This is a genomic window from Phyllobacterium endophyticum (assembly GCF_003010935.1).
GTDB classification, from domain to species: Bacteria; Pseudomonadota; Alphaproteobacteria; order Rhizobiales; family Rhizobiaceae; genus Phyllobacterium; species Phyllobacterium endophyticum.
Genome location: NZ_PGGN01000004.1, coordinates 254883 through 278299 on the forward strand (window position 1 = coordinate 254883; position 23417 = coordinate 278299).

A 23417-nucleotide genomic window follows, 5' to 3' on the forward strand; every position below is an offset into this window, starting at 1 on the left:
GATCTACGATCTACGCGTTCGGGTGGAGCGTCACTCCGGTGCGCTTCAGATGGCACAGCAACACATAAATGAAGATCAGTATCCCTGCCATTTCGAGACCTTCCTCGAGATTCGTCAATATCCGGTAACGAAACGACGCGATGCCCTCCACTTCCGCGACACTGCCCCCCACCATCTCGAACCCGACGGCGCCGCCAAGAAAAATCAGCGCGGAAAGCATGAGAAGCCCGGCGAGAGCCAAGGGAAACGATCGTATAAACGGGATGAAGGCAGCAAGACCGATCAGGCTGAGGATACCGGCCGGCGCGGCCCAGGCAAAATACATCAGGCCGGTGTGCTCCATCCTTCCCGATAAGGCGGCCGAGATCTTTTCGTGAATGCCTGCGAATTCGTCGAATGACAGCAATAGAAAAAGGACTGTGAGTGCGTACCAGTGGTATCTGAACCGGCCGCCGCGCATGGCCGCCTCATTGCTTGCCAGAAAAAGCAGCCATGCAGCGGAAAACGCCACCACGACAGAAAGCCACGTGAAAGCACTCTCCTCCGAGTCGACGTCGAGCAGCCAAATCTTGCTGGAAAGGTCCGGTTTGGCGTTAGAATAGAGTAACAGATCCTGCAGGAGACCGGCCCCTAGCAGCAGCGCCGAAACCATGCAGGCAAGTAAAAACACTCCACCCGGCTTCATAGAAGCGGACGCCGTCAATGGGAGATCGCTATTGGCTACATCGGTGAGCCGGACACTCATGAACCACCCGATCTACGTGAACTTGACATGTCACAAAACCATCACAAATCTGTCGCATTTTCCTCAATTCAATGTCAACGCATGGAGGCACCAAATGGCTCCCGGTGGACAACATTTAAATTTGGCGGTCAGTCTGTTCGTGCTGGCGACACTGACGATGCTCGCCATATCAGTCGTGGCCCTTGATATCGAGATCGCGCTGCCGAGAGGCTGACTGGCCATGGCATTGGTTTTGCCCTGCGCATGTGTGAACGCAGGACGCCCGAGCTTGTCCGCCTGTCTTGTTGCACCTACATTCAAATGATCTGGGCATTCTTGCCCACACCTCAGACAATCCCGGAGCAGAAGATGCGTTTGTTATTCGTTATTGTGCTGGCGATGTTGAGCGGCTGTGTGTCCAACGTTTCCCCGGAAAACGACGGAATTCCGCGCCGGCCCTCGTGGGCGGGCAATAGCTAGCAGCCGGCCTGCCTCAAGCGTCGGGTGTGGCAATCTCGGGCAACATCGTTTACGAGCAAAGTGGGCGCGACTGCCATTAAATCTAGAATGGGGTCGGGCGGGCGATTGACGTCTACCTCGCCGCCGCGAATGAACGTGGCCGCTCCATCGCCTTTTGACTGAAACGTGGCATGTTAGCCTCGCTGCCGCCCCCGCCCCCCGGGCAGTATCAATCGAGGAAGTCGGCGCGGTGTGGCGTGAAAGTGTCCACCAGTCTTCCGGCTTCCAGCGCCTTCACACCGTGGACGAGATTCGAGGGGACGATGTAACTGCTCCCTTGCTCCAGCACTTCTGTCTTTCCATCGATCGTAACTTCGAACCGACCTTCGGCTACATAGCTTGCCTGCACATGCGGGTGGGAATGCAGGGCACCTATTCCCCCCTTCTCGAAGGCAAACTCCACCAGCATCAACTCGTCCGTGTGAAGGAGAACGCGCCGCCGGTTGCCGTCTGGCGTCCCGGTCCAAGTTCCTTCGTCCGCATGGTTGAATATCTTCGTTGCGGTCATGAAAAGCCTCCTGTCGGCAATGCGCTCATCGCAGATCTTCGATTGCTACGGGATCGACGTCCGTATAGTCGACATTGTCGCCGGCCATCGCCCATATGAAAGCATAGTTCGAGGTGCCAGCACCGGAATGTATCGACCAGCCCGGAGACAGAACCGCTTCTTCGTTCCGCATCACGATATGGCGCGTCTCATCGGGTTCACCCATGAAATGGAACACGCAAGCAGTCTCCGGCAAATCGAAATAGAGATATGCCTCCATGCGCCGATCGTGCACGTGGCAAGGCATCGTGTTCCAGACAGACCCCTTCGCCAATTGCGTCATTCCGACGACGAGCTGGCAGGTCTTTACACCGTCCGCATGGATGAACTGGAAGATCGACCGCTCGTTGGACGTTGCCTGGCTACCGAGATCGACACGCTTGGCGTCGCCAATACGAATGTGGCGGGTAGGATATGTTTGATGCGCCGGGGCGCTCAGGAGGTAAAACTTCGCCGGCAAGTCCCTGTCGGTGGAGGTGAATGACACTTCGTTGGTTCCCATGCCCAGATAGAGCATGTCGCGCTGAGCCAGGTTGTATGACTGCCCATCCGCACTGATCTGGCCCGTGCCGCCGATGTTGACGACGATCATCTCGCGGCGATCGAGGAGATTTTTTGTTCCCGCCGGTTTAATCGTCTCAAGGGCGAGCGGTCCGCCAATCGGCGTGGCACCTCCAACAATCATGCGATCGTAATGTGTGTAATGGAGAAGAACGCGGTTTTGCTGAAACAGGTCTCCGATGTGAAAGTTATGTCGTAGTTCATCTGTTCCCATCACTGCGGCAGCGGCAGGATCGATGGCATAGCGGGAGGTATATTCGGTTCGGTCCTGAGTCATGTAATCCTGCAATTCTGTTCATTTATTCGACGGTACCGCCGAGGCGGATTTGTAAAAGCTTTGGCGCGCCTGAAGCCGTTCGCGGTAGCGCTTCTGACTGGCGGTGAGGTGCAGCCGCATCGCATTGCGGGCAGTCTCGGCATCACCCGCAGAGATGGCCCCCAGGATCGCCAGGTGCTCGCGCTGCAACCCGCGCTGATAGTTATCTGACTGCACGATCTCGGTGGACCAGGGCGAAGTCACGTCGCAGGGAATGGCACGCCTTCCTAGCACGTCAAGCATTTCGACATAGAAAGGATTGTTGGTCGCACTGGCAATCGCCCTGTGAAAGGCAAGATCCGCAGGCCCTGTCGGTTCGCTCTTGAGCAGCAAGTCGTCGAACTCGAAGAATGCTTCCTGTATCGCCGCTTCCTGCGCGGCATTGCGGCGGATGGCAGCAAGGCCCGCCGATTCGATCTCGATCGCCAACCTCACCTCGAGCACATTGAGCGCGATGGAATCCTTGGTGCCCATCTCCGATGTGAGAGCGCCGAATGCTGTCGATATCTGCTCGACAACGAAGACGCCCGCGCCCTGCCGTGGCTCCACGAGACCTGAGGCTGCAAGCGTTGCCAGCGCTTCTCGGATGACTGTCCTGCTGACACCGAATGCTTCGGTGAGCTGACCTTCGGTCGGCAATTTCTGTCCCGGCTGGATCATGCCGGATCGCAGTTGCTCGCGAATTGCATCAACCACGGTCTCCGACAATTTGGGCTTTCGAGCGACCTTGAGATTACCGACTATGTCCGTTGCCATTCTGCCTCCTATTTGAAGACGCTCGGAAGCCAGAGCGAGATCGCCGGAATATAAGTCACCAGTCCCAGAACCACAATTCCGGCACCATAGAACGGCCAGATCGAACGCATCGATTCCCACACGGTGATCTTGCCTACCGCACAGGCAACGAACTGGACCGTACCGACAGGCGGCGTGTTCAGCCCAATGCCAAGGTTGAGGATAAGAATGACGCCGAAATGCACGGGGTCCACACCGTAGTGCTGTGCCATGGGCAGAAAGATCGGGGTGCAGATGATGATCATCGGCCCCATATCCATGAATGTGCCCAGCACCAGCATCAGAACATTGAGCAGCAGAAGCACTACCAGCGGATCAGTGGAGATGGCGTTCATTCCCGCGATCAGCGCCAACGGCACCTTCAGATAAGCCATGAGCCAGCTGAAGGAGGCCGCTGTACCGATGATAAGAAGAACCATCGCTGTCGTTCGAACAGCCCCGAGTGTCGCATGGACGAAGTCCGTCCATTTCATCGACTTGTATCCGAGTACTGTCACAAGGATCGCATAGATGACAGCTATGCAGGAACTTTCACTGGCGGTAAACACGCCGGAACGAACGCCACCGAATATGATGCCGATAAGCAGCAAACCAGGCAGTGCGATCATCGCGAGATGGCCGGCCCTGGCGAAGCCAAGAAATTTCTCGATCGGGTAGCCGCGGCTTCGCGCTACGAGATAGGCTGTGATCATGAGCGCCAAGGCAAGCAGCAAACCGGGAAGAATGCCGGCGGTAAACAGGTCGGCAATGGAGATCTTGCCGCCGCCTGCGATAGAATAGATGATCATGTTTTGCGAGGGTGGCAGCAGCAAAGCGATGAGCGCCGCCATCGAGGTCACATTGACTGCATAGTCGGCGCCGTAGCCGCGAGCTTTCATCTGTGGAATCATCAGTCCGCCAACAGCTGCCGCCTCGGCGACTGCCGATCCGGAGATACCGCCGAACAGGGTCGCCGCAATGATATTGACTTGCCCCAGCCCGCCCCTCAGGTGACCCACCAGAGATCCGGCAAATGCAACGATGCGCTGGGCAATGCCACCGCGGACCATCAGATCCCCGGCATAGATGAAGAACGGTATCGCCATCAACGAGAAGACGCTCATGCCGGAATTCAAACGTTGGAACACAACCATGGGCGGCAGCCCCAGGTAGACCACCGTGGCAAAGCTGGCAGCACCAAGACAAAAGGCGATGGGCGTGCCGATAAACATCAGCAGCGTGAATACCCCGAACAATACCCAGAGGTCCATGTGTCAGGCCTCCTGCACGACAGGCATGTCGGGCACTTCTTCGAGGTTGATGTCCTTGTCGACACTGACCCCCGCCCACCGCAGCATCATGCGTTCCAAGGAGAAGAGACAGATCAACGCTCCTCCCGTTGCCAGCGGCAAGTAATCGAAACCGCCCGGCAGACCGAGTGACGGGATGGTCGATTGCCAGGTAAGAGCAACAAGCTTGCAGCCATACCAGACCATGCCCAGACCGAAAGTTAGCGCGATGAGGTCCGAAACCAGCCGCAGGACACCCTTGCTGCCTTGCGGCAATACATAAAGCAGTACATCGAAGCCCATATGGAAGTTTTCGCGTACACCGACCGCTGCGCCGAGAAAAATGAACCAGCTCATCACCATGATGGCCCCCGTCTCGGTCCAGCTTGGTGACGAATTGAGGACGAAACGGGAAAACACCTGATAGGCAACAAGCATCGTCATGAGAACAAGTCCAAAGCCGGCCACATAAAGCGCTCCGTCGCATATTCTGGATAGTACCGCGCTATAGCGAAGAATGCGTCCTCGCCGTGAAGCGCCAGTCAGACCTTCAACTGGGCCATTGGCATTAGCCATATCGATCTCCCACAAATCCCTTGGTAGCTTGGGCCGGATACGCCACGGCATCCGGCCTTCGTCAGCATCGACCGCTACTCGGTAGCCTGGATGCGGGTGGCGAGATCTTTCAACTCAGGCGTGGACAAGTACTTGTCATAGACCGGCTTCATGGCATCGATCAGCGGTTGCTTGTCAATTTCGCTGACCTTGACACCCGCTGCTTCCACGATCGCGCGTGACTTCTTTTCCCGTGCATCCCAGAGTTCACGCATCTTGCTGACGCTATCCTTCGCTGCCTGCTTTACAATCGCCTGATCCTCAGAGCTGAGCTTGTCCCAGCTCGTCTTTGACATCACCAGCACTTCCGGTACCATCTGGTGCTGGTCAAGCGTGATGTATTTTGCGACTTCATAGTGTTTTGCGGATTCGAAGCTTGGCCAATTGTTTTCAGCTCCATCGATGACGCCAGTCTCAAGGGCGGAATAGACCTCGCCATATCCCATCGGGGTGGCGTTGGCGCCAAGTTGATTTACCATATCGACGAAGACGTCGGATTGAATGACACGGAACTTCATCCCCTTCATATCTGCAAGCGAGGTTATCGGCTTTTTGCTGTTGTAGAACGAGCGTGCACCAGAGTCGTAAAAGGCCAGACCCACGAGATTATGGGCTTCGAATGCTTTGAGAAGTTCACCTCCGATCGGCCCGTCCATAGTGTGTCGCATATGATCGGCCGAACGGAAGATATAGGGCAACGAGGGTACCCGCGTTTCCGGGACGATGCCGTTGAAGGGTCCCATGGAAACACGGTTGAAATCCAAAACGCCGGCTTGCGTCTGCTCGATAGTGTCTTTCTCCTCGCCCAACTGCGCAGAGGGATAGACTTCAACCGCATACCGTCCGCCTGTGCGCTCCTTGATGAGCTCACCCATATACTTCACTGCCTCCACTGTCGGATAGCCATCCGGGTGAGTATCAGCCGAGCGCAGTACCGTCTGGGCGCTGGCAGAGCTGGCCAGCAATGAAGCGAAAGCAAAGGCCATCGTCGTTAATCGTGAAAAATGCATCAAAAGTTCCTCCCTTTTTGAACGATCTCGCCCTGCATGCAATTCGGCCACTTCAGGAACAGGCGAATGGCAGCTTGGCGTGGTCGGTATTCTCCCAAGCCATTGGGTAAAGGGACGATTTCATAATGTCAATATACAAGTATTTGCTTTTTGTATGATGACTTCAATCAAACATGACAACCCTCGTCCCATTGGGACGATCGCTACACTACGCGTTCCATACAAGCTGCTCTATGATTGGAATGGCGTCCGTCACCAGGGGCAATGCCAGCCTGCTGCCAGTCACAATTCCGTTTGTGCCACTACCAACAACTGCCTGGCGCTTTCCTCATCGGTAATGAATACCGTCGGCCGAATTAGCTTCATCGCTCCATAAAGAGCGTTGATTTTCTCCTTGCCACCCGAGGTCAGGACTCGCACCGGAACGCGCTGGACGGTGTCGATACCCACCGACATCACCAGGTCATGGATCGGATGATCGACCAGGCGACCCTCCTTGTCATAAAAATGGAAAAGGAGATCTCCCACGGCGCCCCGCTCCGCCAAGGATGACTGGTGGCCTTCGTTGAGAAAGCCAATGCGGTAAGGAGTGCTGGACGCCGTTTCGATGGCGCCGACGCTGAGCAGGACAAGGTCCAGGTCTTCGGCCATCTCGAATACGCTCTTCAACCCGCATCGCTCGATGAGAGCCGTCTTGGTTTCGACGCTGTCTACCATGGCGGGCGCAGGTATAAGGTATCCGTCGCCTTGAAAAAGTTGAGCGAACTGCCAGGCAAATTCCGCCGGGTTGAAACGGCGCGGCTGGCTTATGCCGCCCAGAAGCGAGATGACGGTAAAATCGTCAAGCGCCCGCGCCTCAAGATAGGACAACGTACTAAGAAGCGTCCTGCCCCAGCCGACGCCGACCCGCATCCCATTGCTCACGACACCGGAGAGATAGGCCCCGGTTGCTGCGCTGATCGCAGGAATCGGATCGTTGTCCGGATGCGACAATGGCGCGATGATCACCTTTTCCAGGCCGAATTGCTGCTCGACCTGCCGTTCGAGCGCGATGAGATCCGATAGATAACCCTGGATGCCGATCTTGACTTCATTGCGCGCCCGCGCCTCCGCCAACATTCGTACAATGGTCACCCGGCCAACGCCGAGAATTTCTGCGATTTCGTTCTGCGTCATCTGCTCGATGTAATACATCCAGGCGGCACGCATGCGCATCCGGCTTATCTTGGTGTCCGGCTGGCCTACATCCAATGCGGCCTTTTTCTGATTCGCAGTCGTGTTGGTTCGCTTGCGTCGATCGCTCAATCGTCCCCCCTTTGATCGCTCCCGTTCTCCCGCGGCGGCAATGCTGCATAGATGAAGCGCGACTTACATACTAAACCTCACGAGAATGTTGTTTAGCAAGCCACCAAAACAAGGTACAAACGATTATCCAGTTGCGTGCAAAGGTTTGCCACAATGATCCGGGACTTTTCGAACGAGATTGTCGTTAGCCTGAAAGACAGGTTGCGCGATGTGCGTCATCTGATCAGAGCGAGCCGGAAAGATAGCGAACCTGCTACCCAGGATTTGCCGGATATGTTGCTGGGTAAAGCCGCCCGTGTGATGGACAAGGCTTTGACCGCCGCCGAAACCATCTCCATTTCCCTGGTCTCGCAAGACCCGGCCGCTCATTCGACGACCATCGAAGCGTGCAGCCTAGATATCTATTTCCCTGCTGACACCGCCAAAGGCGAGGCACGGTTCCGGCGTGATGTGTATTATCTGACGAAGCGCCTGTTGAGCGTCTTGGGATCGCGCAACGCACTTATCCACGAATCGACGTTCACATCCGTTCACACGGCTATGATTCGGCGTCATGGGGTATTGCTGTACGAGGCGAGGGATGGAGATCTGCGGCACATTTCAGACGCATGCGCCCGTCTGGCGATCGAACTGCAATCGCAGTACCAGTCTGCGCATATTCCGCTGCCTGGATATACCGAACAGCGTCCGGAGCTGAAGTCCCAGCATCTGTGCTTTTCCTCGATCGCTCTCGCAATCGCCCTTGCGACCTATGCCGATCACGAGCCCGGCGGTGAAAGACTGGTCGATAGTGCTCTATTGGCTCTACAGGCCCGCCAGGAAAAGTTCGATGCGGCTATCGAGGCAACCGACAGGGCAAAAACGCTTGCGGCTCTGTTCGCGTTCCTGATTCCCCACCTACCCTAGGGCAAGTTCCGACACGCATTTCTTGGCGCGCTGTATGGATGACGGGCTCATGCTGAGTTCTGTCAGGCCCATCTTCACGAACGCCGGAATGAGATCGACGCGGCCGGCCGCCTCACCGCACATGCCTACCATGATACCGGCATCGACGCCGGCTTTGGTAGTCAGTTCGATTGCCGCCATCACAGCGGGATGCGTGACATCATTCAACTTCGCAACTGTAGGATTAAGGCGATCGGCCGCCATGATGTATTGGGTCAGGTCATTGGTGCCGATGGAAAAGAACGCCACCTCCTTGGCGAGCATCGGTGCAATCATCACTGCAGCTGGTGTCTCGACCATGACACCAAGGTCGAACTGCCTGTGGTCCTTACCCTCGACCACGAGTTCTGCGGCACACTCGTCGATCAGCCTGCGTGTGGCGCGGACTTCGCCAATATCGGAGACCATAGGCAGCATGACCTTGATGTTCCCATGCACGGCAGCACGTAGAAGAGCACGCAACTGGGGTTTGAAGACATCCGGGCGGTCAAGACACATGCGAATACCACGCCAGCCTAGAAAAGGATTTTCTTCGTCAGGAAAATCAATGCCCGATATCGGCTTGTCGCCTCCGATGTCCAACGTTCGGACGATGACGGGATCGGGCGCAAACGCTGTGGCAAGCTTCATGTAAGTTTCTGTCTGCAGGTCTTCCGATGGCAAATGAATGTGCCGCATGAAAAGAAGTTCGGTGCGGAACAGGCCAACCCCCATGGCACCCGCTTCCTGCGCCGTTTCGATTTCCTCAAGAGAGCCGAGATTGGCTGCTATCTCGATGATCGTGCCGTCGGCGCGTTTAGGTATGATATTCTTGTAGGCTTTCAATGCCTGCCTTTCCGTTTCCTCAGCACCAATTTGCGCGTGGAAGCGATCGGCAGTCGACTGGTCCGGATCGGGGAATACATCTCCACTATTGCCGTCGAGCGCGATGGTCTTGACCTCTTGCAGGTCGTGGATGGAAGGCCCGAGCCCCAGCGCAGCCGGTATTCCGTGCGCGCGGGCGATAATCGCCACATGCGATGTGGCGCCGCCATGCCCGCATATGACGCCCGCGATGCGGTTCAAGGGTGCGCGGGCAAGATCCCATGCCCCAATGTCGTCGGCGATCAGAATTGCACCGGAAGGAATGGCGTCCAGATTGGCATCGTCCTGTCCCAATAGCGCAAGGCAGATCTGCCGCCCGACTGCGTTCACGTCGTCCGCGCGGGCGTTGAGGTAAGGATCATCCATCGATGCGAAATCCGCCGCAATCCTTGACGTGGCGCCAATAACAGCGGACACCGCATCCATTCCATCCTTCACCAGAGCTTCAGCGGCCCGTGTAAGTTCATCGTCGCAGGCAATATCCTTAAGCGCAGCGATAATGCCGCGATCGCTTTCCGCAAGATCCGTCGCAGCCAGCGACGCATCCATGCGACGCTGAACCGTTGCGAAAGCCTGGGTCAGTCTTCCAGCCTCTGCGGAAATTTCATCCTGCGAGAGCAGGCGGTTTTCCTGTTTGATCTCTGCAGGGAAGAAGCCGAAGGCGGGTCCGATAGCAAAACCTTCGCTCGCGGCAACACCGCGAATCTTGCGAGTGCCTGGGATGATTGTATCCGCCGAAGCGACCGTGGATTTGACAGGCGCAGCAGATTCAGCAGCACGTGCTTCAGCACTTGCCTCATCCGCCGTACCTGCATGCGGATCTTCAAGGTAGCCGATGAGTGCCTCAATGGCCTCGATCTCGTCGGCGCCGGTCGCACGGACGGTGACTTCCTCGTTCTCCTTGACACCCAACAGCATCAGCTTGACGGAACTTTTGGCGCTGACCGACTTGTCCATCTTGATCAACTCGATATCCGATTCGAAACCCTTGGCGAGTTTGACGAACCTGGTGGCCGGCCGTGCATGCAATCCGTCATGCACCCGAACGATTGTCGAGCGTTCCATTCAAATCTCTCTTCGATAATTCATGTGTCGATAATTACCCGATGGTAATCGTCGTTCCAACTTTCAACGCCGAAACCAGCTCGGCCGCATCGATTTCCGAGGCGCAGATTTCGCCCGGGCGTTCCACCTGACCCGATCCGTTGAAGGTAATGACCACATGGCCGATATCCTTGACCTTCTGCCAGGCATAATCGCCAATTCCGGTTATGCTGGCAGATACGTCCCCGATGCGGATCGCAGATCCAATGGGAGGGGCTGCATCGGATGGCTTGCCCTCCATGGCATGCAGGATCGAAACCTCCGCGAGTTCAGGCGGCGCGCCATCCGCAAACAGAATGACGACGCCTCCCTCGGCAAGATCCGCCACTTCAGGTCCGACGGCTGTTACCCGTGTTTTCAATAGGACTGACATGATGGCGAACCTCTTTTTCTTCTCGTTAATCAGAATACGATCAGGCTGACGACCCAAGCGATAACAACGGAGACGGGCCCCATGATCTGGCGGCTGATCAGAACCGCTGGGACACCGATTTCGATTGTCTTGGGCTTGGCCTCACCAAGCGCCAACCCAACGGGGACAAAGTCGCAGCCTACCTGCGTGTTATAGGCGAACAGCGCAGGCAGGGCCATTGCTGGCGAGATCGTGCCATTGGCGATCTGCGGTCCGATGATCGCAACTCCGATAACCTGGGCGATAACCGCACCTGGCCCCAGTATCGGTGACAGGAATGGCAGGCCGCAGATGGCCGAGAGGATCAGCAAGCCCACGATATTGTTGGCAAGCGGCCCCATGGGCTGCGCCAGCACATCGCCGATTCCGGTATAAAGGATGAAGCCGATCAACATGGTCACGAAGGCCATGAACGGCAGCACGTTGCGCACGACCTGATCGATAGTACGCCGTCCCGCGTTAAAGAATATGCCAACCACACGGCCCATGGCCCGCCCGATTGTACTTATAAAGCCAATCAAACCGCCCTCACCGGCGTCCGATGCTTCCGCCCGGCCTGCCATCGATGCGGCAAGTTCGGCGGGCGTGGGTGGAGAGGATTGCGATGATCTTGCGCCCGCAACAGCTGCGGGCTGCGATCCGTCGGCAAGCTCGATATTCGCCTCTTTCACGCCTGAAACATAGATATCTTCGGTAATGAACTGCGCCAGCGGACCCGATTGACCAACCGGCGTCAGATTCACGGTCGGAATGCGTTTCCGTGGATACACGCCGCAGCGGGCAGTACCGCCGCAATCGACGACGACGACGCCCATTTCACCTTCGACGGGAGGCGCCTTGAAGCCGTCCACCGCTTCACCGCCCGTCAGTTCGGCGATCCGCCGTGCAACCGGATGGATCCCGCCACCTGTCACCGACACGACCTTGTTGCGCTCTGGGGTCAACTGGATGACCAGCGGGCCGCCCCAACCATTATTGCCCTTTGAAATTTTGACTGCCTTATAGGTTTTCGACATTTTGCTGCTCCCCACCCCAACTTAAAGTTCAATGCCTTGACGGCGCGCCATGATGGCAGTAATGCGCTCGGTCAGCATGCCCTTGAGAAGGATGACAACCAGACCAACGAGCGCATACCAGATGGCCACGTTGATGTGATAGCCGGCGGGAACCGCGCCTTTTTTCTCAAGTTCGAGAAGCGCGACGAGAATACCGCCCCATACGAAATATTCGCCGGGGTTGATATGCGGAAAGAGGCCGAGCGGCGGATGAACATAGGAAACCGCCGCGTCGTAGAAGGCAGGTTTGTGCTTCTCCTCAAGGAACGAACCGAACGTATAGGCCATCGGGTTTGTGAGAAAGAACACCGAGAGGACGGGCAAAACAGTGTAACGCGTCAACGCAATACGGCCTGCACCTCGTGCGATCCCGTGCACACGCTCTTCGCCAACCAGTTCCGTCAAAGCGTAGAAGGCGGTCATCAGCACAACGAGCGTCGGGATGATACCCGTGACAAAGCCGGCAAAAACTTCGCCGCCCTTCTGGAAGATACCAATGAAGTATTTGCCGATATTCGTCAGCCAGCCGAGTTGCTCTTCCTGCTGGACGTTCTTCAGCCTGTCTTTGAACTCTTCGACGGTGATGTCTCCCGTCGACTGAGCGAGAACGACAAGGTCGTTGCCCGCGTGTGTAATGGCCTGTTTGCCATGGAGCGCCGCATCCGAGACCATCGACCCAGCAACCGAAATATGGTGCGCGGCGATGTCCGCATGTTGCGCCAGCATTGTTAGAATTGACATGTTCCCTCCTCCTTTACGACCGTTGTCCAAACGGCCGGTCCCTATGCGTTGACTGGCTTGATCCCGATTAGTCCGGGCCGCTTTGGCTCCGCCCTGGCCTTGTCTATCTGTTCTATTGCACGTTCCGCCGCTTTGGCGATGTTCGGCTCTCCTAAACCTGTCATCACAGGATCGGTGCGCAACGCACTCAGCGAAATACCTTCAAATTCTTCGCGCCGCTTGAATTTCGCAAACACCGATCTGCCGCTCATCACGAGGAACCGCTGAACCACGAGATCCGGTGTAACCAGAATGAGAACGATCACGCCCTTGCCAAAGCGGCCGCGAACATTGCCCGCGCCAACAAATCCGTCATTATAGTTGGAAGTGATGCCCTTCATCACGTCGCTGTAGTGGCGCATCTGATACCAGACGCCCAGTGATTGCAGCGCCCACAGAATTCCAAGGGCAAGCAATCCCCATTGCCACATTGCCATGTCGTCAACCTCCCAACGCCCGACCGCAAACATATGCTATGATCGAACGAAAAAACATAGAACATTTGTTTTTCGTAATGTCAATATGTATGATTTCTGTTCTGTTAACCCTTGGCTTGTGCTGCATCACAGCCTATGACGTGTTACAATGGAATTGAAGGTGAGAAGGCATGGATTTTCTGTTCAGGGACGAATTGATCCACATGCCGGATTTACGGCATCGGCTGCGCCAGCTGCGTTGGTTCCGCATGGCTTTTCGCAAGAATGCCGCGCTGATTGCGGAGCATTACGGCTATCAATTTGCCATCGATGAGACGAGGCTGACGCGTGCTTTTCTCAACTGGGTCGAGACTGTCGAGCAACAAAAGTCCTATGCGCGGATCGATCGCAAGGATTTCATCATCTTCGCCGCAGGCCTTGTATTAAAAGAGCTGATCATCGAAGCACCGGCAAAGGTGCAAAGTCGGCCGGCTCAGCCCGTTTCTGAACTCACCCAGATGCAAAGCATCATCGAGTTCTGGCCCGAGGGTTTCCTGTACACCAACTATTGCGTGGGTGCGATTGCGGCCATCTGCGAACAGGAATTCGGGACGGCACCTGCAATCGACAGCTGTGCCGATGACCTGCGCACCTGGTGGTCCTATCGCGAAAACGTCCGGGAGATTCCGGACTCTGCAATAGCCTTTCTCGACAAGTTCCTTGGCGCGGAGCCAAATTGGATCATGCCCAATCTGGCTTCGGCACGTAGCGCCGTTCAACGAGCGCTGGTTTCGCCAAAACCCGGCAGCGCTAGGCTACCGAACGGCTGACTTCCCCCAGAATACGCATGATCTTTTCACGTTGTTCGAGCTGAGGCATGTGGCCTGTAGCGGCGAAGAGATGCACCGCAATCTCCCCCGGCAATCCGGCCGCGTGCGTGGCAGGGATGACCCGGTCGGCTGCGCCGAAAATAACCCGGACGGGAATGGACAGGCTTCCGAGGCTTTGCCTGACATCGATCACCTGCGTTCCATCTGCGAAGAAGCGGTCCGCCACAAGTTGCTGAGCCTCGCGCAGCGCCACATTTCGCGATTGAGCCAGTGTCGCTTCGATAAAAGGCTTGGTCAGGATGCTCTCATCCTGGACCAGCTGCTTCATCCATGCCACGAGGCTCGGCTCAGTCCTGGCGCGGACAAAACCCGAGATGAATGCGCTGTTTATCTCGGGACCGAGGCCTGCCGGTGCGATCAGGATGAGTGCACGAATGTCCAGATGGCTGCGCGCAGCCATTTCGGTCGCAACCGCGCCGCCAAACGAGTGTGCGACAAGTATGATGGGCCCGGAGTGATAGGCGGCAATCGTTTGTTCTACCAGGCTGGCGATAGTATGAAGGTCATCCGGGATATTGTGCGTGGAAGCGCCGTGACCGGGCAGATCAATGGCAAGGATGGGGTTATCCAGCGCGCCGCCACCAAGCATCGGCCTCCAGCTGTTGAGGTCGGAGCCGAACCCATGGATCAGGACGAGCGGAGCAAGTTCTGAATTCTTGCCTTCCCGCAGCCACGAGGCATGAAGCGCGGCCTCCGGTTCAACAGCTGTCGGTCGAACATGCACGGCAGGTTTTGCGACAGCGTCATTTCGCACGCCACTCTCGACATCCTTCTTCTGGATACGCCCCTTCGGTCCCGATCCTGAAACAGATGCCAGATCGATACCTGCTTCCTTCGCGACACGCCGGGCAAGGGGCGTCGCGCGGATCCCCGCGTCTCTCTCAGCGCTCGTTGCCACCGCGGGAAGCTGCGCATCAGCTGGCCCTGGTACGGAGGTCGGCTTCTGGGTGACAAGTGCCGGCGCCTCTGCCCTGCTTGCTGGCGTCGCCGCAGTATGAGCCTCATCTTCGGCAAAGATCCAAGCTACGGCCTGACCGACGGGAACTGTCGTTCCCTCCGCTGCTGTCACGTTGCGCAGAATTCCAGAAGACGGTGCATCCACTTCCATGGCCGCCTTATCCGTCTCGATCTCGAATAACACCTGCCCTTTGGTTACAGCATCACCATCCTTGGCGTACCACCGCGATATCTGGCCGCTCTCCATATCCATATCGACCTTGGGCAGGATTACTTCGACGGGCATCTAACGCACCCCTTTGACGAGATCGCGCGCACTGGTCACAATTCCCGGAACTTGCGGCACAGTCGCCTTCTCTAGCTCCGGATTATAGGGAATAGGCGTTTCCGCGCCACCAAGGCGCACGATCGGCGCATCTAAATAATCGAAGGCTTCGCTCTCGGCGATCATGGCGCTGACTTCCGCCCCGATGCCGAGCGTCTTGACGCCTTCATAGACGCACATCAGCTTCGACGTCTTCTTGACGCTGGCGATGATTGTTTCCTTGTCCATCGGTCGCACTGTTCGCAGGTCGACTACCTCGACATTGATGCCTTCTTTCTCGAGCTCGCGGGCCGCTTCCAGGGCCTTGTGCACCATGATGGCCGAAGCAACGATCGTCAGGTCGGTTCCTTCACGCATCACGGCAGCCTTGCCTATCGGCACGGTGTAATGCCCTTCCGGAACGTGTCCCTTCATCTTGTAGAGCAACTTGTGCTCGAAGATCATGACCGGATCTGGGTCCTCGATGGCCGCAAGCAACATACCTTTGGCATCATACGGCGTCGACGGCTGGATCACTTTCAAGCCAGGTACGTGGCCGAACCAGGCTTCCAGACTTTGGCTGTGCTGTGCGGCAGCGCCTGTACCCGAGCCCGCAGGAAACCGCATTACCAGCGGAACCGAGACCGCGCCACCCAACATGTAACGGATCTTTGCCGCCTGGTTAACGATCTGTTCCATTGCCAGCGCTGCGAAATCCGAAAACTGGAACTCGAAGATTGGCCGCATGCCGGTCAGGGCCGCACCGACGGCAACGCCCGCACCGCCGAGCTCGGAGATCGGCGTGTCCATCACCCGGTCTTCACCAAAACGGTGCACGAGATCACCAGTCACCTGGAATGCGCCACCATAGACGCCAATGTCCTCACCCATGAGGAACACACGGTCATCGGCTTCCATGGCAATTGCCATAGCTTCCTGTATTGCCTGCGAATAGCTCAGCTCACGGATCGTATTGTCCATCAAATTTCAACCGTATAGACGTCGCGTGTCAGATTATCCAAGGTCGGCGATGGGCTGTTCTTGGCGAATTCGATCGCCTCGGCAATCTCCGCCTCAGCACTTGTACGGATCGTTTCGATGTCGGCATCGTTGACGAAACCGAATTCCTTGAGCTGATCCTCGAACAGGTGGATCGGATCGCGATTGGTGATCCAGTCTTCGATCTCTTCCTTGGTCCGATAGCGGTTGCGATCGCTCTTGGAGTGGCCGCGATGACGATAGGTCTTGCATTCGATCAGGGTAGGTCCTTCGCCCCGTCGCGCCCGCTCAACAGCCTCATGCGAGGCCTCCGCCACGTCAGATAGATTATTGCCGTCAACGATGACACCCGGCATGTTGTAGGCAACTGCACGGTCGGCGACGTTGGCGACGGCGGTCGAACGCTTGGTCGACGTCGACATGCCGTAACCATTGTTCTCGCAGACGAAAACCACAGGCAGCTTCCACACTGAAGCCATGTTGAGTGCTTCGTGAAATGCACCTTCATTGTTGGCGCCATCGCCGAAATAGGAGATGACGACCTTGCCGTTCTTCTGCTTTTTCGCTGACAGAGCCGCGCCGACCGCAATCGGAATTCCGCCGCCGACAATGCCATTGGCACCGAGATTTCCCTTCGATACATCGGCGATATGCATGGAACCACCACGACCCTTGCAGTAACCGGTTTCCTTGCCGAAAAACTCCGCGAACATTTTCGAGACTTCCGCGCCCTTGGCGATGCAGTGTCCATGACCGCGATGCGTCGAGGTGATCATGTCATCTTCGGCGAGCGGCATGGAAATGCCGACCGCGCTCGCTTCCTGACCAATGGACAAATGCATGGTGCCGTGGATGAGACCACGCGTATAGGATTCCTCTGCGCCCTCTTCGAAGCGGCGTATCAAATACATCTTGCGCAGCGCTTCCTTCAGCTGTTCCGGCGGATAGTGCCGGAAGGCAAACGGAAGATTGCTGCCGTCATCGCGGCGCTTTGCACTTGAGCTTCTGGCGGATGCCATATCGGCACTCCTTGTCCTATTGTAGCGGGATACGTTCGAGGTTCACGAGCCATAAACCAGCCTGTCCTGCCTCGCGCGCAGCTCGACGATCTTCGAGCCTGGCGCGGGGGCGGCATTGGCGCTGGTGATGAGTTCGCCCTTCCGGATCGATGCGGTGACGCTGCCGCCCTGCAACAGGCCGCAAGGGATGGCACCCGCCTGGCGGGCTTCGCCCGCCGTCATGATCCAGGCGCGGTAGCAATATTCGCCGATCGCATCGAGCCGGTCGCCGGGTTTCAGGTCCTTCTTGGCGACGGCGCAGACCTCGGCGACCGGCTTGGCCAGCGGCACCATGTCGGCCTTGCCGTAGAGCACGACGCGCGCGCAGGTCAGCGGCACCTCCAGCGAGGTCAGGTGATAGGGGCGGTGGAAGGTGAAATAGGGACCCTTGCCCATCTTCAGGTCCTCCATGCGCTCCGAAATGCGCGGATGCGACATGTCGGCAACGACAAACACACCCGGCGCCACGCCCTTGCCGATCGAATAATCGACGACACCGACCCTCGAGAGCACGCCGCCATCCTTTTCCGGCACGAGCACCTTCGACAGCTGGTCGAGCGTTGCCGCCGGACCATGCATGCCCGGCCTGTCCGGCACGAGCCCGGTGGCATTGGCGATCGCCGCCATCTCCACCATGGTCTTCGAGCCGTCGACGAACTCGACCAGCATGCGCACATTCATGTGGCGGCGCCTGGCCTCTTCCTCGTAATCGTCGGGTATGGCATCGATGTTGAGCGGATTGTTCTTGCCTTTGCCGGCGGCAACGATCGGATGGCCCATGGCCGAGACGAACTCGATCAGTTCCATGCACGAAGACGGCTCGTCGCCGGCACCGAGCGAATAGGTGACGCCGAGCCGGTCGGCCTCGCTCTTCAGGTAGGCGCCGATGGTCACGTCCGCCTCGACATTCATCATGACGAGGTGCTTGCCGCGTTCCATCGCCTTCAGGCCGATCTCGGCCCCGACCGCCGGAACCCCGGTCGCATCGATGACAACGTCGATCAGATCGCTGTCAAGCACCAGATCGGCATCATCGGTGACGGCGATCCTGCCGGCTTCCATTGCCGCGGTGAGCGCCGGTGCATTCGACACCTCGCGCCAATGGCCTTCCTCCTGATAGGCGATGTCCACGGCCTTCAGCGCACCCGCAAGGTTCAGTTCGCAAATCGCCCCGATCTCGATGCCGGGCATATGCGCCACCCGCGTGACGATGTCCGTGCCCATCTCGCCCGAACCGATCAGGCCGATGCGGATCGGACGGCCCGTATCCGCCCGCGCCTGCATGTCCCGCGCCAATCCCGTCAATGCAACATTCGTAGCCATCAATGCCTCCACTTTGCTGGGACCGGCATAGGACGGGAAATTGTGATTGGCAAGTTAGACGTTATGAAAGCGGAATTCAGTGCGCTGGCGATAGGTCTCGCCGGGGCGAAGCGCCGTACCCGGAAACTGCGGCTGGTTAGGGCTGTCGGGGAAATGCTGCGCTTCCAGACAAAGTCCGGCATGCGGGCCATATTGCGTGCCACCATGGCCGGTAACAGCCGCAATCTTCGCCCCATCATAGAATTGCAGACCGGGCTCGCTTGTGTGAACCTGCATGGCAAGGCCATTGCCCGCCACCAGCGATGCGGCAAACCTCATGCCATCGCTTATGGGCTCGCTCAGGACGAAATTATGGTCGTAGAGGGTTGAACCGCTCGTGCCGATCCGGCGCGGCAGGCGAAAATCGTAGGCCGTTTCACCGACTGCGGCGATCTCGCCTGTTGGAATAAGATTGCCGTCGACGGGCGTATAGGCATCGGCAAGGATCCGCAGCTTGTGATTGCGGATATCGCTGGACCCATCAAGATTGAAATAGGAGTGCTGGGCAAAATTGGCGACCGTTGGCGCATCTGTGACCGCCTCAACCTCGACGCGAAGCGTAAGGTCGTCGACGAGGCTATAGGTGCATTGCACATCCATACTGCCCGGAAAACCCTGATCGCCATCGGGCAAATTCATGGCGAGCGTGACTGAAGACCGGGTAAGGGCAGCGATGGTCCACAAGCGCTGCGAAACCCCGCCGCTTCCGCCGTGCAAGGTCTGGATACCGTGTTCATTGAGGTCGAGCTGAACCGTCTTTCCATCAAGCTGGAAACGCCCGGCCGCTATGCGGTTGGCGTAGCGCCCGACCAGAGCCCCGAAATAGGGCGAACGGGCGGGATAATCGCCGAACTCGTCAAAGCCAAGGACAACGCGCTGGAGGGCCCCGTCCGTCAGGGGGATTTGCAAGTCCCTGATGACTGCACCCCAGTTCAAAATCCTGGCAACGGCACCGGCAGGCGAGCGGATCGTTACCTGGAATACCGGCTCGCCGTGGAATGTGCCGAATGGCTCGGGGTTCGCATCGTCACGCATCAATGATCCCTGACAGCGACGCTGCCGCGCGAGGAAAGTTTGGCCTGCAGAATCACGACGACCAGCAGGAACAGGCCACGTATCACCGATTGCCAGTAGGCGGAGAGCGAAATCCAGCCTTTTCCATTCTCAAAATTGAGAACGTTGAAGAGGATGCCGAGCAGGAGCACGCCCGCCAGTGTCGCGCCGACCGACCCCACGCCGCCTGTGAGCAAAGTGCCGCCGACAACGACTGCCGCTATGGCGAAGAGCTCCCAGCCGACGCCTTCGATGGGTTGCCCGGCCCCGAACTGCGAAGCAAGGATAACGCCGGCGAGACCCGCCAGCCCGCCGCTGGCAAGATAGACCAGGAACTTGATCCGGTCGGCGGGCAGGCCCATCAGACGTGTCGCGTCCTCATTGCCGCCGATGGCAAGCACGCCCCGGCCGGTACTGGTGAAATTCAGGACGATCCAGCCGATCACATAGGCGACAAGCGCAATCCAGGCGGGTATCGGAAAGCCAAGGAAATTGTCCTGGCCGATCGACGTGAAGCCGCTTTCATAAGACACCGAGACAGATTGGTTGTCGGCGAGAAGCAGCGCCGTGCCGCTGGCGGCGAGCATCATGGCAAGGGTTGCGACAAAGGGCATGATCTTCAACCGGGTGACCATAATGGCATTGATGAAGCCAACGAGGAGACCGGCGCCGAGACCGGCACCGAGACCGATCCAGGGACCCTGCGGACTGGCAAGGGCGGCAACGACACTGCCGAGCGCAGCCGTCGAACCGACTGACAGATCGATGCCGCCGGTCATGATGACAAAACACATGCCGAGGGCCACGAGCGCGAACATCGAATTATAGCGCAGCACGCTGGTGATGTTGAACAGGCCCAGAAAATAATCATAGCGCGCCCAGCCGAAGAGGATGAGCAGCAGCAGCGCCAGAACGACGCCATAGCTGCCGAGCAGGGAGATCAGGCGAGTTCCAGGGCGGTTTTCAGTCATGCGGCCCTACCCTGTTGCTGAATCCACACGGCGAGAACGATGATGCCCGCCTTCACCACCAGGGCCGCGGCGTCCGGCACGCCATTGGCGAGCAGAGTATAACGCACGAGCTGGATTGTCATGGCGCCAAGCAATGTGCCGATGATGGTTGCCTTGCCGCCGCTCAACAGGGTGCCGCCGACGGCAACAGCAGCAATGGCGTCAAGTTCCATGCCCATTCCAACCAGATTGGCGTCGCTGGACGAATTGATGGCGATCACGACGAGACCAGCAATTCCGGCACAAAGACCACTGATCGCATAAACGATGAGCTTCACTTTGGCGACTGCGATACCGGAGAGCTCTGCCGCACGTTCGTTGCCGCCAATGGCGATGATCTGACGGCCGAAAACAGTCCGTTTCAGCACAAAGGCCGCGGCAATGACCAAGAGGACCATAAGCACGACCTGCACGGGAACGCCGAAGAGGCGGCCAAGACCGATCCATTGGAACTCCGGAACGCGGAATGTCTGAAGATTGCCATTGGTCAGAACCTGGGCAATGCCGCGACCGGCAATGAACAAAACCAGCGTGGCGACGATGGGCTGGATGCGAAACCTGGCGATGAGCCAGCCGTTGAAGAGACCGAAAAGTCCGGCAACGCCGATTGCAATGATCATGGCTGCCGCGACTGCGAGAGCAACATTGTCGATGGGAACGATCTTCCCCAGGAAAATCATCGGCGCAAGCGCGCCGGAGATCGCCATCAGGGATCCGACAGAAAGATCGATGCCGCCGGTAGCGATGACGAGCGTCATGCCGACCGCGACGATGACGATCGTGCAAACCTGCGTGAGATTGACATTGAGCGTCTGCATCGTGGCGAAGTTGCGGGTGAAAGCGAAGTTGAACAGGATGAGCAGAGCAAGTGCAATCAAGGTGCCGTAGCGCGCCATGAACTCAAACAGGTCGAGCGGGCGCGAAACGCGTTGTTGACGCGCAGTATCGGTCATGTTGCAGCCTCCGCTATGGCTGGTGCGCTGCCATGTGCCATGGCGGACATGACGGCGTCCTCCGTCGCCTCGTCGCGACCGAATTGCGCGACGCTGACGCCTTCGCGCAGGACGAAAACACGATCGGCTCCCTCAATCACCTCCTCGAGTTCGGAGGAGATCATCAGGACCGCAAGCCCCTGATCGGCGAGCGTCTTGATAAGTGCCTGGATTTCGCCCTTGGCTCCGACATCGATGCCGCGCGTCGGCTCGTCCAGGATGAGGAGGCGCGGGTTCATTGCCAGCCAGCGGCCAAGCAGAACCTTCTGCTGATTGCCCCCGGAAAGCTCGCGGACTTTCTGATCAGGACCGGAGCATTTGATCCCGAGTTGCCGGATGAAGCGCTCGACGATTTCGCGCTGCGCCTTCTCGTCGATGATGCCGGACTTTGAGAGCTTCGGCATCAGCGCCAGCATCATGTTCTCTGCAACGCTCATGTCGGGGACGATGCCCTCGCTCTTGCGATCCTCGGTACAGAATCCCATACCGGCGGCAATGGCGTCGGAGGGATTGTGCGGATCAAACTCCTGGCCGTTGAAGGTCATCTTTCCCGCACGGGGCCGGTCTATGCCGAAAACAAGCCGGGCCGTCTCGGTACGTCCAGCACCGAGCAGCCCGGCGAACCCGGCGATTTCGCCGCTGCGCACGTTGAACGATACGTCCCGCACGATCTGGCCTATGGCGAGACTTTCAGCCGACAGCAGCACCTCGCCGATCTTCTTCTCGTCGCGATCACTGAACGCGGTGGCGTGGCCTTCGGCGCGATCGATGGTGCGCCCCAGCATGGACGACACGAGACCGATCCTGTCGATCTCGTTCATGGCAGCGGTCCTGACGGTCCGCCCATCGCGCATGATCGTGACGCGATCGCAGACCTCATAGAGCTCATCCAGCTTGTGGCTGACGAAAACAACCGAAACGCCTTCCTGCTTCAACTGCCGGATGACATTGAACAGCACAGATACTTCGCGTTCATCGAGCGATGAAGTGGGCTCGTCCATGATGACGAGTTTTGCAGAAAAACCTATCGCACGGGCAATCGCCACCATCTGCTGGGTGGCGGTATTGAATTCCATCAACGGTCGGCGCACATCGGCGCGCACGTTGAAACGCTGGAGCAGTGCCTCGGCTTCCTGGTGCATGCACTTCCAGTCGAGCAGCCCGTAACGGCGAGCTTCGCGGCCAAGGCAAATGTTCTCGGTGATCGAGCGATAAGGAACGAGATTGATTTCCTGATAGATGGTGCTGATGCCGCTTGCCTGCGCCTGCTGGGGGGACGTAACCTCGAATGGCTTGCCATCGAATATCACTTCACCGGCGTCTCGCCTGTAGTAGCCGGTCAGTACCTTGATAAGCGTCGATTTGCCCGCACCGTTCTGACCGATCAGTGCATGAACCTCCCCGCGCCCGACCGAAAACGAAGCAGCCGCCAGAGCAGGAATCCCGGCAAAGCGCTTGTCGATACCGGTCATCGATAAAAGACTGTCGGTGTTCATAACGATGCCAATTCTCGAACCATCAAAAAGCACCGGCACCATAGTGCCGAAAAAAAGCCA

At 57.8% G+C, this 23417-nt stretch carries 23 protein-coding genes; 2 read left to right on the top strand and 21 right to left on the bottom strand.

Going from position 1 to position 23417, the window contains the following annotated elements:
• Nucleotides 1-10: 10 nt before the first annotated feature.
• From CU100_RS19435 to CU100_RS19475, 8 genes are all read right to left on the bottom strand, one after another.
• Nucleotides 11-745 carry a hypothetical protein gene (locus CU100_RS19435; RefSeq protein WP_146141880.1) on the bottom strand — a complete coding sequence of 245 codons (735 nt, stop codon included), beginning with the start codon at nt 743-745 and terminating at the stop codon, nt 11-13.
• A 667-nt stretch (nt 746-1412) separates the two neighbouring features.
• The gene (locus tag CU100_RS19445; protein WP_106718249.1) at nt 1413-1751 is read right to left on the bottom strand and encodes a cupin domain-containing protein; all 339 of its coding nucleotides are present in this window, start codon (nt 1749-1751) and stop codon (nt 1413-1415) included.
• Nucleotides 1752-1776: 25 nt separating this feature from the next.
• Nucleotides 1777-2628 carry a 5-dehydro-4-deoxy-D-glucuronate isomerase gene (gene kduI / locus CU100_RS19450; protein WP_106718250.1) on the bottom strand — a complete coding sequence of 284 codons (852 nt, stop codon included), beginning with the start codon at nt 2626-2628 and terminating at the stop codon, nt 1777-1779.
• A gap of 18 nt (nt 2629-2646) precedes the next feature.
• Nucleotides 2647-3423 (bottom strand): FadR/GntR family transcriptional regulator, encoded by a 777-nt coding sequence (locus tag CU100_RS19455; RefSeq protein WP_106718251.1) that lies wholly within the window; start codon nt 3421-3423, stop codon nt 2647-2649.
• A gap of 8 nt (nt 3424-3431) precedes the next feature.
• Nucleotides 3432-4712 (bottom strand): TRAP transporter large permease, encoded by a 1281-nt coding sequence (locus CU100_RS19460; protein ID WP_106718252.1) that lies wholly within the window; start codon nt 4710-4712, stop codon nt 3432-3434.
• A 3-nt stretch (nt 4713-4715) separates the two neighbouring features.
• Nucleotides 4716-5306 (bottom strand): TRAP transporter small permease, encoded by a 591-nt coding sequence (locus CU100_RS19465; protein ID WP_106718253.1) that lies wholly within the window; start codon nt 5304-5306, stop codon nt 4716-4718.
• 74 nt (nt 5307-5380) lie between these two features.
• Nucleotides 5381-6358: a TRAP transporter substrate-binding protein gene (locus tag CU100_RS19470; RefSeq protein WP_106718254.1), complete on the bottom strand. Its 978-nt coding sequence runs from the start codon at nt 6356-6358 to the stop codon at nt 5381-5383.
• Nucleotides 6359-6637: 279 nt separating this feature from the next.
• Nucleotides 6638-7660 carry a sugar-binding transcriptional regulator gene (locus CU100_RS19475; protein ID WP_210280551.1) on the bottom strand — a complete coding sequence of 341 codons (1023 nt, stop codon included), beginning with the start codon at nt 7658-7660 and terminating at the stop codon, nt 6638-6640.
• Between the two features lie 153 nt (nt 7661-7813).
• On the opposite strand from CU100_RS19475, the gene CU100_RS19480 reads away from it, so the two are divergent.
• On the top strand, nt 7814-8566 hold the full coding sequence (locus CU100_RS19480) for a hypothetical protein (RefSeq protein WP_106718256.1): 753 nt from the start codon (nt 7814-7816) through the stop codon (nt 8564-8566).
• On the opposite strand, the gene ptsP is transcribed toward CU100_RS19480, so the two are convergent.
• From ptsP to CU100_RS19505, 5 genes are read right to left on the bottom strand one after another with little or no spacing between them, the layout of a single operon-like run.
• Nucleotides 8558-10534 carry a phosphoenolpyruvate--protein phosphotransferase gene (gene ptsP / locus CU100_RS19485; protein ID WP_106718257.1) on the bottom strand — a complete coding sequence of 659 codons (1977 nt, stop codon included), beginning with the start codon at nt 10532-10534 and terminating at the stop codon, nt 8558-8560. The two genes, CU100_RS19480 and ptsP, sit on opposite strands and share 9 nt — an antisense overlap.
• Before the next feature lie 34 nt (nt 10535-10568).
• Nucleotides 10569-10946, bottom strand: coding sequence for a PTS glucitol/sorbitol transporter subunit IIA (locus tag CU100_RS19490; protein WP_106718258.1), 378 nt, complete (start codon nt 10944-10946; stop codon nt 10569-10571).
• 29 nt (nt 10947-10975) lie between these two features.
• Nucleotides 10976-12001 (bottom strand): PTS glucitol/sorbitol transporter subunit IIB, encoded by a 1026-nt coding sequence (gene srlE / locus CU100_RS19495; protein ID WP_106718259.1) that lies wholly within the window; start codon nt 11999-12001, stop codon nt 10976-10978.
• Nucleotides 12002-12022: 21 nt separating this feature from the next.
• Nucleotides 12023-12781, bottom strand: a complete 759-nt coding sequence (gene srlA / locus CU100_RS19500; protein ID WP_106718260.1) for a PTS glucitol/sorbitol transporter subunit IIC — start codon at nt 12779-12781, stop codon at nt 12023-12025.
• Between the two features lie 41 nt (nt 12782-12822).
• Nucleotides 12823-13257, bottom strand: a complete 435-nt coding sequence (locus tag CU100_RS19505) for a transcriptional regulator GutM (protein WP_106718261.1) — start codon at nt 13255-13257, stop codon at nt 12823-12825.
• A 170-nt stretch (nt 13258-13427) separates the two neighbouring features.
• On the opposite strand from CU100_RS19505, the gene CU100_RS19510 reads away from it, so the two are divergent.
• Entirely contained in the window at nt 13428-14066 is a 639-nt protein-coding gene (locus tag CU100_RS19510; protein ID WP_106718262.1) for a hypothetical protein, read from the top strand.
• On the opposite strand, the gene CU100_RS19515 is transcribed toward CU100_RS19510, so the two are convergent.
• The 8 genes from CU100_RS19515 to CU100_RS19550 are packed head-to-tail and all read right to left on the bottom strand — an operon-like array spanning nt 14047 to nt 23357.
• Nucleotides 14047-15369, bottom strand: coding sequence for an acetoin dehydrogenase dihydrolipoyllysine-residue acetyltransferase subunit (locus tag CU100_RS19515; protein ID WP_106718263.1), 1323 nt, complete (start codon nt 15367-15369; stop codon nt 14047-14049). The genes CU100_RS19510 and CU100_RS19515 overlap by 20 nt on opposite strands.
• Entirely contained in the window at nt 15370-16368 is a 999-nt protein-coding gene (locus CU100_RS19520) for an alpha-ketoacid dehydrogenase subunit beta (protein ID WP_106718264.1), read from the bottom strand. It abuts the gene before it with no gap.
• Nucleotides 16368-17405 carry a thiamine pyrophosphate-dependent dehydrogenase E1 component subunit alpha gene (locus CU100_RS19525; protein ID WP_106718265.1) on the bottom strand — a complete coding sequence of 346 codons (1038 nt, stop codon included), beginning with the start codon at nt 17403-17405 and terminating at the stop codon, nt 16368-16370. The genes CU100_RS19520 and CU100_RS19525 overlap by 1 nt, the downstream gene beginning before the upstream one ends.
• Nucleotides 17406-17447: 42 nt before the next feature.
• Nucleotides 17448-18767, bottom strand: coding sequence for an NAD(P)H-dependent oxidoreductase (locus CU100_RS19530; RefSeq protein ID WP_106718266.1), 1320 nt, complete (start codon nt 18765-18767; stop codon nt 17448-17450).
• A gap of 54 nt (nt 18768-18821) precedes the next feature.
• Complete coding sequence (locus tag CU100_RS19535; RefSeq protein ID WP_106718267.1) at nt 18822-19841, bottom strand: aldose epimerase family protein; 1020 nt, start codon at nt 19839-19841, stop codon at nt 18822-18824.
• The gene (locus CU100_RS19540) at nt 19841-20830 is read right to left on the bottom strand and encodes an ABC transporter permease (RefSeq protein WP_106718268.1); all 990 of its coding nucleotides are present in this window, start codon (nt 20828-20830) and stop codon (nt 19841-19843) included. The genes CU100_RS19535 and CU100_RS19540 overlap by 1 nt, the downstream gene beginning before the upstream one ends.
• Nucleotides 20827-21822, bottom strand: a complete 996-nt coding sequence (locus CU100_RS19545) for an ABC transporter permease (protein ID WP_106718269.1) — start codon at nt 21820-21822, stop codon at nt 20827-20829. Before CU100_RS19545 ends, CU100_RS19540 begins: the two co-directional genes overlap by 4 nt.
• The gene (locus tag CU100_RS19550) at nt 21819-23357 is read right to left on the bottom strand and encodes a sugar ABC transporter ATP-binding protein (protein WP_106718654.1); all 1539 of its coding nucleotides are present in this window, start codon (nt 23355-23357) and stop codon (nt 21819-21821) included. The genes CU100_RS19545 and CU100_RS19550 overlap by 4 nt, the downstream gene beginning before the upstream one ends.
• Nucleotides 23358-23417 lie beyond the last annotated feature (60 nt).